The following is a 10,733-nucleotide window of genomic DNA, read 5'->3' as shown; positions in this document are numbered from 1 at the left end:
AGGAAGGGGTCCTTCATGTACTGGGGAAGGCACCAACCGCGGCCGGAACCACGGAGGTACCTAAGACACCCTTGGCCCTAACTGTCCTTACCACTCACGAGGCTTGGTCAGAATTCGACGTACATCTTGATGTCGCCGAAATCGCTGTCGAGATTGTCCAGGTGGGCGATCGCGTCCTCTTTCCAGACCTCGAGCTGGTTCGTCTCGCCGTAGGTGAGCTGCTCGCCGTCGGCCACCTTGTTGGCGTAGTTCGTGATCGTGACGGTCTGGCCCCGGCAGAACTCCACGCGCTCCAGGAACCGGTCGGCCATGTCGGGATCGAAGACGCGGCCCATCCGGACGTAACCGTTGTTGATGTGCTCCTCGCAGTAGAAGTGCGCCGCGGCCGAGGCGATCCACTCGGTCAGCGACGCGTCGCGAGGCGGCCACTTCTCCCGTACGTGCGACTTGATCTCCCTGGCGAGGCGGATGACGCGGCGTCGTTCGAGGTCGGTCAGCCCGTCCTCCTTGCGGAAGTCGAGGATCATGTCGTCGACGATCTTGGCGAGCCTGAGCATGCGCGGCTTGTCGAGTTCGGCCGGTTTCTCCGGCGGCAGCCCGGCCATGACCCGCTCGTGCACGAGGACGTACTGCGTGTACGCGTACAGGAAGGTCAAGGCGTTCAGCTGCCATTGGTGTCGTTCGGCGATCTCCACGGTTCCGACCCTAACCGCGGACCTACTTCCGGACCTGTGTGAGCGCCGGGGATTCACCCTATGCTCTGCTCTTCGTCCACGGCTGGGAGGCAGGAACCGTGCAGAGGATCGCGAAGGTCTTTGTGGCAGTGCTGGGGGCAGGGCTGATGCTCGCGGCAGGCACCGGAACGGCGTCGGCGGAGGGGGCGCCGCCGAAGGTCACGAAGGGGCCGTGCCAGTACACGCAGACGCCGGAGGAGCCGGCCGCGCGTCCGGTCCCGCTGCCGCCGGACCCCCGGCGCACGCCGGACCGGGGCAAGGTCCCGGTGCAGCTGAAGACCAACCAGGGCGAGATCGACCTGACCCTCGATCGGGCGAAGGCGCCGTGCACGGTGCAGAGCTTCCTGCACCTGGCGAAGCACCGCTTCTACGACCGCACGACGTGTCACCGGCTGACCGCGTATCCGACCTTGAAGGTGCTGCAGTGCGGTGACCCGAGCGGTACCGGCGAGGGCGGCCCCGGCTACAAGTACAAGGACGAGCTGCCTGTGGGCCTGCCGCCCGCGCCGACCGACCCGACCGGCGAGCGCAAGGTGTACGCGCGTGGCGTCCTCGCGATGGCCAACGCGGGCCCGGCGACGAACGGAAGCCAGTTCTTCGTCGTGTACGGCGACTCCGCGCTACGCCCGAACTACACGATCTTCGGCACCGTCGGCCACGAAGGCCTCGAAACCCTCGACGACGTCGCCGCCGGAGGCATCAAGCCGACCCCTGAGAACCCCGCCCCGGTCGACGGCGCCCCCGCCCTGAAGACCGACATCCTCCGGGCGCGCCCCTGGTTCTGCTAGGTGACCTCGAAGATGGCCTCGCGCAGGGCCTGGGTGGCGCCGCCGAAAGCGTGCTTAGCGGCGGCGCCGTACCCGATGATGAGCCCTTCGCGTTGCGGCTCGCCGAGCCAGTACTCGCTGAGGCCTTCGAGCCCGATGGCGCGACGGCGGCAGGCGGCCAGCACCTCCATCTCCCGCGGAACTTCGCCGGGGAACTGGAGCACCAAGTGCAGCCCGGCGGAGATCCCCTGCGGTAGCACGGAATCCGGCAGGGCCGCGAGCAGTTTGTCGCGCCGGGAACGGTATTCGACGCGGCAGCGGCGGATGTGCCGGTCGTAGGCGCCCGATTCGATCAGTTCGGCCATCGCCAGCTGGTCCAGCAGCGCGGGCCGCGCCCCGCTCTCGGCCAGCGCCGTGCGCACCGGTTCGACCAGGAACCGCGGCAGCACCATCCAGCCCAGGCGCAGCGACGGTGCGAGCGTTTTGCTCGTCGTGCCCACGTACACGACCCGTTCGGGCGCCAGCGCCTGCAACGCCCCGACCTGCTGATGGTCGAACCGGAACTCGCCGTCGTAGTCGTCCTCGATGACGACGGCGCCGGTTTCCTCGGCCCAGCGGGTGAGTTCCGCCCGTCGCCGCGGCGCGAGCGTGACGCCGAGCGGGTACTGGTGCGCCGGGGTGACTACGACCGCCGGACTGTCCAAAGCGGACACCGTGATCCCGTGGTCGTCCACGGGGACGCCGACCACGCGGGGGCCGTTGGCGGCGGCGATGTTCCGGTAGATGTGCAGCGACGGGTTCTCGAACGCGATCTCGTCCGCGCCGCGCGCGTGCAGGACCCGCGCCAGTACCGCGATCGCGTGCGAGAACCCGGAACACACCAGGATGCGGGCCGGGTCGGCGATCACGCCGCGGCTGCGGGCCAGATACGCGGCGAGCGTCTCGCGCAGTTCCGGCGCGCCGGACTCGGCCGTGTAGTCGAACGCCGACATCGGCGCCTGGTGCAGTGCCCGCCGGGTCGCCGCGAGCCAGGCGGATCGCGGGAACGCGGACAGGTTCGGCCTGCCGGGGCGCAGGTCCCAGCGTGGTGCCGGGTCACGGGGGACGGGCCGTGGCGGTGACGCGGGCAGCGCGCCCGCCGTCGCGACGCGGGTCGGCGCGCCCTGCGTGGTCCGCAGGTATCCCTCGGCGGCGAGGTCGGAGTACACCCTGGTGACCGTTCCCCTGGCCACGCCGAGGTCCTGCGCCAGCGCCCTGGTCGAGGGCACCGCGGCGCCCGCCTGCCAGCGTCCGTCCCGGATGGCCGCGCGGATGGCCGCGGCGAGCCCGCTCCGGCCGCTTTCGGGACGCCAGTCCAAGTGGACGTCCATTCCCGAACTGGACCACGAATCTGCCATGAGACTGGACCATACTCGTGGGCCAGTCGCCGCTAGATTCGACGGCATGACCGAGCGAATCCATGTGGGCAAGCGAGTGCCCGAGATCTACCAGGCCATGGCGAAACTGCAGGCCGAAGTCGAGAAGGCCGCCGCCAACGCCGGGGTCGACCAGAAGATCCTCGAACTGGTGAAGATGCGGTCGTCGCAGATCAACCACTGCGCGTTCTGCCTCGACATGCACTCCCACGACGCGCTGCAGATGGGCGAGTCGCCGCGGCGGCTGTTCGTGCTGCAGGGCTGGCGCGAGACCGAACTGTTCACCGAGCAGGAGCGCGCCGCGCTCGCGCTCACCGAGGCGATCACGAACGTGGCGACCCTGCACGACGTCCCGGACGACGTCTACGAAGAGGCCACCCGCGTCTTCACCGAGGAGCAGTACCGGGCCGTCGTCTGGGAGGCCATCGCGATCAACAGCTGGAACCGGATGTGCGTGACCAGCCACGCGCCGCTGCCCGAGCGCGCCGAATGACGGCGGCCCGGCTGCGGGAGCTCCACGTCTCGGGTGACCCGCTGCTCCTGCCGAACGCGTGGGACGCCGACAGCGCGCGTCTCGTGGAAGCCGCGGGGTTCCCCGTCGTCGCGACGAGTTCCTTCGCCGTGGCCAAGGCCCTCGGTTACGAGGACGGGGAGGACGCGCCCGCCGCCGAGATGTTCGCGGCGGCGGCGCGGATCGCGCGGGCGGTCTCGGTCCCGGTGACCGTCGACGCGGAAGGCGGGTACGGGCTCGCAGCGGGAGAACTCGCGGCGAGGCTGGCCGAGGCGGGTGCCGTCGGCTGCAACTACGAGGACACCGATCACGCTTCAGGTGGAGTACGCCCGCTCGAGGCGCAGGCGGAACGGGTCGCGGAGTTGCGTGAGGCCGCCGGGGACGCACTGGTGATCAACGCCCGCGTCGACGTCTTCCTCGGCGCGTCCGACGAACGAGCGGTACTGGACGACGCGATCTTGCGGGCCAAGGCGTACTTCGAGGCCGGGGCGGACTGCGTCTATCCGATCCTGGTGAAGTCGCCGGAGGTGCTCGGCGAGTTCGTGAAGGCGGTGGCGCCGGGATCGGTCAACGCCGCTCCGATGCCGGGAGGCCCCGATCTCTCCGCGCTCACCGCACTGGGGGTGGCGCGGATCTCGCTGGGCACCGGGCTGTGGCAGTCGGTTCGCGCCGATCTGCGCGCGAAGCTGGCGGAACTGACCGCGGGGAAGCTGCCTTACTGAAGGGGAACCGGGGCGGTGCGGCCGGGGGCGTTGGTGCCGGCCGCACCGTCCCGGCGACTAGTGGGCGATCGCCTTTTCGGCGCCCGCGCCGGTAAGGGACCGGACCTCCATCTCGGCGTACTTCTTCTGGTTGTGCTCCTTGGACAGCACGGTCCCGAGCCAGCCGAGGAAGAACGCCACGGGGATCGAGACGATGCCCGGGTTGTCCAGCGGGAACCAGTGGAAGTCGACGCCCTGGATCATCGAGGCGCTCTTCCCCGTCTTCGGGTCCACTGGCTTACCCGAGACCGCCGGCGAGAAGACGATCAGCACGATGCAGACCGCGAGACCGCCGTAGATACTCCACAGCGCGCCCTGGGTGTTGAACCGCTTCCAGAACAGCGAGTAGAGGATGGTCGGCAGGTTCGCCGACGCCGCCACCGCGAAGGCCAGCGCCACCAGGAACGCGATGTTCTGCCCGTTGGCGAGGATGCCGCCGAGGATCGCGACCGCGCCGATCACCAGCGCGGTGATCCGGGCGACCTTCACCTCCGAATCCGGGGACGCCTTGCCCTTCTTGATCACGCTGGCGTAGACGTCGTGCGCGAACGACGCCGACGCCGTGATCGTCAGGCCCGCGACCACCGCGAGGATCGTCGCGAAGGCGATCGCCGCGATCAGGCCCAGCAGGACCGGCCCGCCGAGTTCCAGTGCCAGCAGCGGTGCCGCCGAGTTCACGCCACCCGGCGCGGCCTTGATCGCGTCCGCGCCGACGAGCGCGCCGGCGCCGTAGCCGAGCACCAGCGTGAACAGGTAGAAGACACCGATCAGCGCGATCGCCCAGACCACCGAACGACGGGCTTCCTTCGCGGTCGGCACGGTGTAGAAGCGCATCAGGACGTGCGGCAGGCCCGCGGTACCGAGGACCAGCGCGATGCCCAGCGACAGGAAGTCGAGTTTCGTCGTACCGGTCTTGCCGTACTGGTTACCCGGCCCGAGCAGCGCTTCACCGGCACTGCCCGCCCTGTCGACCGCGCCCTGCAGCAGCGCGGAAAGGTTGAAGCCGTACATGCCGAGCACCCACAGCGTCATCGCCAGCGCGCCGGCGATGAGCAGCGCCGCCTTGATGATCTGGACCCAGGTGGTGCCCTTCATCCCGCCGATGAGCACGTAGGCGATCATGATGACGCCGACGATCACGATGATCGCGGCCTGCCCGGCCTTGCTCTCGATCCCGAGCAGCAGCGCGACGAGGCCACCGGCACCCGCCATCTGCGCGAGCAGGTAGAAGAACGAGACGGCCAGCGTGGACGTCGCCGCGGCGGCCCGCACCGGGCGCTGCTTCATCCGGAACGCCAGCACGTCGCCCATGGTGAACTTGCCGGTGTTGCGCAGCAGTTCCGCGACCAGCAGCAACGCGACCAGCCACGCCACCAGGAAGCCGATGGAGTAGAGGAAACCGTCGTAGCCGTAGACGGCGATCGCGCCCGCGATCCCGAGGAACGACGCGGCGGACAGGTAGTCACCCGCGATGGCGACGCCGTTCTGCGGGCCGGTGAACGCGCGGCCGGCGGCGTAGTAGTCCGACGCCGTCTTCGTGTTGCGGCTAGCGCGGAACACGACGAACAGCGTGACCACCACGAACAGGCCGAAGATGGTGATGTTGAGTACGGGGCTGCTGCCCTCGACTCCGGCGGCGAGGGTCATTTGGTCTCACTCTCGATGTCCGTGCGGATCTTCTCCGCGATGGGGTCGAGTTTCTTGTTCGCGTAGCGGACGTAGAGCCCGGTGATCACGAAGGTCGAAACGAACTGCAGCAGACCGAAGACGAGGCCGACGTTGATGTTCCCCACCAGCTTCGTGCTCATGAAGCCGTGCGCGTAGTCGGCGAGCAGCACGTAGAGCAGGTACCACAAGAGGAACAACACCGAGACGGGGAACACGAACCGGCGCAACCGAGCCCGCAGCTCCTTGAACTCCGCGCTGTCATGGGCTTTGTCCCAGTCCGTTTCCGGCGGACTGGGAGCGTTCGTTTCGGTACTCATCGTGCTCTCCTCGCACCGCGAATGTGTTCCGCGACACGTTAAGGAGAGGTCAAGGAGACCGGAACCTTCAGCGGTTCAAACGTCTGCCGAGACGACGAACGGTCGACGAACGGTGGTCGGACCACGACGAAGGGGTTTCGGCTGTGCGATCGTCCAAGTGCAGCCGCAGCATGGCGGCCGTCGACCAGGCGGGCGGCCTGCCCCGCAAGGAAACCACGATCATTACTCCGAATGCCAGCGGAACCGACCAAGGCGCGGGCTGCGACACGAGGATCGCGGGCAGCCCGCTCAAACTCGGGACGAACAAGGCCACGAGGATCGAGCCCGAGGACGCGACGAGCCCGGCGAGGACGCCGCTGATCGCGCCCGCGGCGGTCAGCCGGTTCCACCAGATGCCGAGTACCAGCAACGGGCAGAACGTGGACGCGGCCACGGTGAAGCCCCAGGTGACGAGGACGCCCGCGTCCAGTCTCGCCGACGGCAGCGCCAGCAGGACCATCACCGCCGCCGCCCCGAGCACCGACCAGCGCAGTCTCCGGAGGCCGCCGGGAGCCAGGTCGTGCGCGATCGCGCCGGAGATCACCAGCAGCAGCCCGAGCGAAGTCGCCAGGAACGCGGCGAACGCGCCGGCCGTCAGCAGTCCGGTGAACAGCGAGCCCGCCCAGCCGTCGTCGACCTGCGCCGGCAGCGCGACGACGACCGTGTCCGTCGCGCCCGAGACGTACAGTTCGGGCACCAGCACGCGGCCGAAGACGCCGTAAACCCCTGGGAACAGGTAGAAGACGCCGAGCAGGGCGACGGTGATCGCCGCGGTCCGGCGGGCGGCGCGGCCGTCCGGGCTGGTGTGGAAGCGCATCAGGACATGCGGCAGGCCCATGGTGCCGAGCATGGTGGCGATCAGGATCGCCCACGTGCCGAGCAGTGGATAGCCGTGATCGCCGAGGTCGAGCAGCGGCCGTTGCCAGTCCGGCCCGCCCAGCGGGGCACCGCCCCGGACGGCGGGAACCGGGGTGCCCTCGGCGAATACCAGCGTTTCCCCGCTCCTGGCCACCAGTTCTCCCGGTGGCACCACGTGCCTTTCCGGGGTGAGCAGGGTGGTCGGCTCGCGCAGGGTCAGCGTCACGTCGATCTCGAAGGACAGCTGGGTGTCGCGGGCGAAGTGGGTGAATTCCACCGGATGCACCGAAGCCGACCGTTCCTCCGGGGAGACCTGAGAGACCAGCCAGATCGCGGGGATGATGAACAGCAGCAGTTTCAGCACGAACTGGAAGGCCTGGACGTAGGTCGCCGCGCGCATCCCGCCGAGTGCCAGTGTCGCGCTGACGGCGGTGCCCGCGATGACGACGCCAACCCAGTACGGCGTGCCGCCGACGGCGGTCAGCACGAGCCCCGCGGTGCGGAACTGCGGGACCAGGTAAAGGGTTCCGATCACGAGGACGACGACGGCGGCCAGACGGCGCAGGGCGGGGGAGGCGAGCCGCGCCTCGGCGAAGTCCGGGACGGTGAGCGCGCCGGAGCGCCGCATCGGCGCCGCGACGAGCACGAGCATCGCGATGTACCCGGCGGTGAAGCCGACCGGGTACCAGAGCGCGCCGATGCCGTCCTTCACCACCAGCCCCGCGACACCGAGGAACGAGGCCGCGGACAGGTATTCGCCGGAGACCGCGGCGGAGTTGACCAGCGGCGAGATCCGCCGCGAGGCGACGAGGAAATCCGACGTCGTGCGCATGGCCGCGACCCCGCGCAACCCGATCAGCAGGGTGACCAGCACGACGGGGGCCACCGCGAACGCGGTGACCACTACTCGTCCTCGATCTTTTCCGCCCGGCGCAACTGCCACCACGACAGCAACGCCATGGCCGGGTACGGGAGGATCGCGATCATCAGCCAGGACAGCGGGATCCCCAGCAGCCGCGCCGAATCCAACCCGGGGAACACCCCGAACACCAGCGGGAGCCCGAACACCAGGCCGAACATCCCGGCCAGCGCGGGAATCCCGCGGCGGCGCTGGGCCCGGTAGAGCGCGTCCGCGCGTTCCGCGTCGCCCGCGGCGAGACGGGGAACCCGCCACCGTCCGCGTGAACGGCGCCGCGAATGCGCGAGCCGGGTCTGCGGGCTGGTGACGGCCACCCGTTTGACGCGGCTCACGGACGGCTTCCCCGGCCCAGTTCGCCACGTTGCGCGGCGGCGAGCAGCCGGTCGCGCAGGTCGCGCGCGTGACGGCGGCTCACCGGCACGTCACCCGCTTCGGTATGCGCCAGCAGCCCGCCGGTGGTGTCGCTGCGCAGTTCGAGCACGGCGTCCACGGAAAGCAGGAAACCCCGGTGCACACGGGTGAATCCTGTTCCCTCCCAATACTCTTCGAGCCGGGAGATGGGCATCCGCGTGACGTGGACGCCGGATTTCGTGTGCAGCCGGACGTAGTCGCCGTGCGCCTCGACGAACTGGACGTCGTCGCGGCGGACGTACCGGGTGCGCCCGCCGGATTCCACCGGCAGCGCGGACATCGCGTCCGGCGCTGGCTTCGGCTCGTCGGGCTGGTTGCCCGCCATCCGGACCACTTTGGACAGTGCGGCGGACAGCCGTTCCGCGCGGACCGGCTTGAGCAGGTAGTCGACCGCGCCGATCCCGTACGCGGCGACGGCGTGCCCGTCGTGCGCGGTGACGAACACGATCACCGGCGGCTCGCTGAGCCGCGCGAGCAGCGAGGCGAGTTCGAGACCGTCGAGCCCCGGCATGGAGATGTCGAGGAAGACGGCGTCGAAATGACTGCCCTGCAACAGCTTGAGCGCGTTGACGGCGTCGCCGGCGGCGACCACCTCGGCGACCTCCGGCGCCTCGCGCAGCAGGCTGCACAGCTCGTCGAGGGCGGGCGGGACGTCGTCGACCGCCAGCACCCGCAGCCCGTTCGTCACGGCAGCACCCCCGGCTGGAATCGGGGCACGCGCACCACGACCCTGGTGCCCGCGCCGGTCTCGGTCTCGACCGTGAGGCCGTACCACGGCCCGTAGACGCTGCGCAGCCTTCTGTCCACATTGGCCAGTCCGACGCCGCCGTCGTCGCCGCGCCCGGCCAGGATCGCCGCCGCGCGTGCGGGGTCCATGCCGACACCGTCGTCCTCGACGCTGATCACGCAGTCGTTCCCTTCCGCCATTCCCTGAACCTGGATGAACCCCGCCTCGGCGCGTGGCTCGATCCCGTGCCGGATCGCGTTCTCCACCAAAGGTTCCAGCACGAGGTACGGCACCGCGACGGCCAGCACCTCCGGCGCGACGCGCACCTGCACCCGCAGCCGCTCGCCGAGCACCGCGCGCTGCAACGCCAGATACGTCTCGATGGCGCGGAACTCCTCGGCGACCATGGTGTACTCGCCGTGCCGGGCGAGGCTGTAGCGGGTGTACTCGGCGAAGTCGAGCATCAGATCGCGGGCGCGATCCGGGTCGGAGCGGACCAGTGAGGAGATCACGGTGAGCGCGTTGTAGACGAAATGCGGCGAGATCTCGGCCCGCAGCGCGCGCAGTTCGGCCTCCGCGGCCTGCTCGGCGGAGGCCTCCAGCCTGCCGCGTTCGAGCGCGTGGACGACGAGTTCGGCGGCCTGGCGGGCGAGGGCGTTCTTGCCGTCGGCGACCAGGAGCACCCCGGCCAGTTCGTCGTGGACGTGGAGCGGCAGCGCCAGCAGCCCCGGTGCGGACACCGGCGTCTCGGAGTGGAGGACCTCGTCGAGCGCGGAGACCACCACGTCGTCCGCCGCCGGGCGGCCGGACCAGATCAGCGAGCCGGAGAGGTCCGTCAACCCGAGGCCAGGGACGCCGAACAGGCGCCGGAGGCCGTGCGCCGCCTGGCGGGCGCGGGGTCCGGCCAGGCCGTCCATGAGATCGTCGGAGACACGCTGGGCGGCGGCGAGCACCGGCACCGGGTCAGCGCTCGCGGCGGGACGCCAGGGCAGACGGGTGGTCATCCGGCCTCCTCCGCGACGTCGGGGCCTAGATCCTAACGTCGCTGCGTGGTTTCGGCGGTTACGCTCCGGGCATGGTCACTGGGGATGCCGTGGTGCTCCGGCTGGACGTCGTGATGCGCCGGTTCGCGTGGGCGGGGTTCGTGATGTTCGGCGGGGGCGGCCTGGTGGCCGTCGTGCTGACGTTGTTCTCCGCCTCGGTCTCCGGGGTGGTGTTCAGCCTGCTCAGCGTGGCTTTCGCGGGGCTGATCCTGCTCGCTCTGCGGAAGTCGGCCGGCTCGTTGGTGCTTTCCGCCATCGGGTTGGCCGTGCCGGGCGTGTTCGAGGTCCGATGGACCGAGGTGCGGCGGCTGCGCGTGTATCGGGAGAAACGGCGGGTGGGGCGGTGGATGCACTGGTGGCACTACCGGCTGTCGTGGACCGGGTCCGGGCCTGACGACCTGCTGGAGGACGGCGAGTACGTGTACGCCCTGGGTCACCTGGGCGGGGGTGCTGCGCTGTATGGGGCTCTCACGCGGTTCGCGCCTGGTGGGGTGGTCGAGTTCGCGGAGTGAGCGGTGTCCGGATGTCATGAAAGGGCCGTTCAGGACAAAAACGTCCTGAAC

12 protein-coding genes are annotated in these 10,733 nt (G+C 69.8%); 4 read left to right on the top strand and 8 right to left on the bottom strand.

The features are described 5' to 3' along the window. Positions 1–107: 107 nt before the first annotated feature. Complete coding sequence (locus ACFVM3_RS40915) at positions 108–695, bottom strand: hypothetical protein (protein WP_378445163.1); 588 nt, start codon at positions 693–695, stop codon at positions 108–110. Between the two features lie 146 nt (positions 696–841). On the opposite strand from ACFVM3_RS40915, the gene ACFVM3_RS40910 reads away from it, so the two are divergent. Beyond that, positions 842–1,522: a peptidylprolyl isomerase gene (locus ACFVM3_RS40910; protein ID WP_378445164.1), complete on the top strand. Its 681-nt coding sequence runs from the start codon at positions 842–844 to the stop codon at positions 1,520–1,522. Here the strand turns inward: ACFVM3_RS40910 and ACFVM3_RS40905 are convergent. Beyond that, a complete protein-coding gene (locus tag ACFVM3_RS40905) occupies positions 1,519–2,898 on the bottom strand; it encodes a PLP-dependent aminotransferase family protein (protein WP_378445161.1) in 1,380 nt (459 codons plus the stop codon). The genes ACFVM3_RS40910 and ACFVM3_RS40905 overlap by 4 nt on opposite strands. A 46-nt stretch (positions 2,899–2,944) precedes the next feature. Between ACFVM3_RS40905 and ACFVM3_RS40900 the strand changes: the two genes are divergently transcribed. Together ACFVM3_RS40900 and ACFVM3_RS40895 are read left to right on the top strand one after the other, a co-directional pair. Beyond that, positions 2,945–3,409: a carboxymuconolactone decarboxylase family protein gene (locus ACFVM3_RS40900; RefSeq protein WP_007031709.1), complete on the top strand. Its 465-nt coding sequence runs from the start codon at positions 2,945–2,947 to the stop codon at positions 3,407–3,409. Further along, on the top strand, positions 3,406–4,149 hold the full coding sequence (locus ACFVM3_RS40895) for an isocitrate lyase/phosphoenolpyruvate mutase family protein (protein WP_378445159.1): 744 nt from the start codon (positions 3,406–3,408) through the stop codon (positions 4,147–4,149). Before ACFVM3_RS40900 ends, ACFVM3_RS40895 begins: the two co-directional genes overlap by 4 nt. A gap of 57 nt (positions 4,150–4,206) precedes the next feature. On the opposite strand, the gene ACFVM3_RS40890 is transcribed toward ACFVM3_RS40895, so the two are convergent. From ACFVM3_RS40890 to ACFVM3_RS40865, 6 genes are all read right to left on the bottom strand, one after another. Further along, positions 4,207–5,835, bottom strand: a complete 1,629-nt coding sequence (locus tag ACFVM3_RS40890) for a cation acetate symporter (RefSeq protein ID WP_378445157.1) — start codon at positions 5,833–5,835, stop codon at positions 4,207–4,209. Beyond that, complete coding sequence (locus tag ACFVM3_RS40885; protein ID WP_378445155.1) at positions 5,832–6,173, bottom strand: DUF485 domain-containing protein; 342 nt, start codon at positions 6,171–6,173, stop codon at positions 5,832–5,834. The genes ACFVM3_RS40890 and ACFVM3_RS40885 overlap by 4 nt, the downstream gene beginning before the upstream one ends. 67 nt (positions 6,174–6,240) lie before the next feature. Next, on the bottom strand, positions 6,241–7,974 hold the full coding sequence (locus ACFVM3_RS40880; protein ID WP_378445153.1) for a cation acetate symporter: 1,734 nt from the start codon (positions 7,972–7,974) through the stop codon (positions 6,241–6,243). Next, positions 7,974–8,321, bottom strand: a complete 348-nt coding sequence (locus ACFVM3_RS40875; RefSeq protein WP_378445152.1) for a hypothetical protein — start codon at positions 8,319–8,321, stop codon at positions 7,974–7,976. The genes ACFVM3_RS40880 and ACFVM3_RS40875 overlap by 1 nt, the downstream gene beginning before the upstream one ends. Continuing rightward, a complete protein-coding gene (locus ACFVM3_RS40870; RefSeq protein ID WP_378445150.1) occupies positions 8,318–9,088 on the bottom strand; it encodes a LytR/AlgR family response regulator transcription factor in 771 nt (256 codons plus the stop codon). The genes ACFVM3_RS40875 and ACFVM3_RS40870 overlap by 4 nt, the downstream gene beginning before the upstream one ends. Continuing rightward, positions 9,085–10,131 (bottom strand): sensor histidine kinase, encoded by a 1,047-nt coding sequence (locus ACFVM3_RS40865; RefSeq protein ID WP_378445148.1) that lies wholly within the window; start codon positions 10,129–10,131, stop codon positions 9,085–9,087. The genes ACFVM3_RS40870 and ACFVM3_RS40865 overlap by 4 nt, the downstream gene beginning before the upstream one ends. 71 nt (positions 10,132–10,202) lie before the next feature. Here ACFVM3_RS40865 and ACFVM3_RS40860 point away from each other — a divergent pair, with 71 nt between their 5' ends. Further along, on the top strand, positions 10,203–10,682 hold the full coding sequence (locus ACFVM3_RS40860) for a hypothetical protein (RefSeq protein WP_378445147.1): 480 nt from the start codon (positions 10,203–10,205) through the stop codon (positions 10,680–10,682). Positions 10,683–10,733 lie beyond the last annotated feature (51 nt).

The sequence above is a fragment of the Amycolatopsis sp. NPDC057786 genome, from assembly GCF_042797905.1.
Lineage (GTDB): Bacteria > Actinomycetota > Actinomycetes > Mycobacteriales > Pseudonocardiaceae > Amycolatopsis.
This window is presented reverse-complemented; position numbering and strand designations above follow the sequence as displayed.

Coding starts and splice junctions, on each gene's coding strand:
- ACFVM3_RS40885 (WP_378445155.1), bottom strand. CDS start 6,173: ATGAGTACCGAAACGAACGCTCCCAGTCCGCCGGAAACGGACTGGGAC.
- ACFVM3_RS40860 (WP_378445147.1), top strand. CDS start 10,203: ATGGTCACTGGGGATGCCGTGGTGCTCCGGCTGGACGTCGTGATGCGC.
- ACFVM3_RS40900 (WP_007031709.1), top strand. CDS start 2,945: ATGACCGAGCGAATCCATGTGGGCAAGCGAGTGCCCGAGATCTACCAG.
- ACFVM3_RS40905 (WP_378445161.1), bottom strand. CDS start 2,898: ATGGCAGATTCGTGGTCCAGTTCGGGAATGGACGTCCACTTGGACTGG.
- ACFVM3_RS40895 (WP_378445159.1), top strand. CDS start 3,406: ATGACGGCGGCCCGGCTGCGGGAGCTCCACGTCTCGGGTGACCCGCTG.
- ACFVM3_RS40910 (WP_378445164.1), top strand. CDS start 842: ATGCTCGCGGCAGGCACCGGAACGGCGTCGGCGGAGGGGGCGCCGCCG.
- ACFVM3_RS40865 (WP_378445148.1), bottom strand. CDS start 10,131: ATGACCACCCGTCTGCCCTGGCGTCCCGCCGCGAGCGCTGACCCGGTG.
- ACFVM3_RS40890 (WP_378445157.1), bottom strand. CDS start 5,835: ATGACCCTCGCCGCCGGAGTCGAGGGCAGCAGCCCCGTACTCAACATC.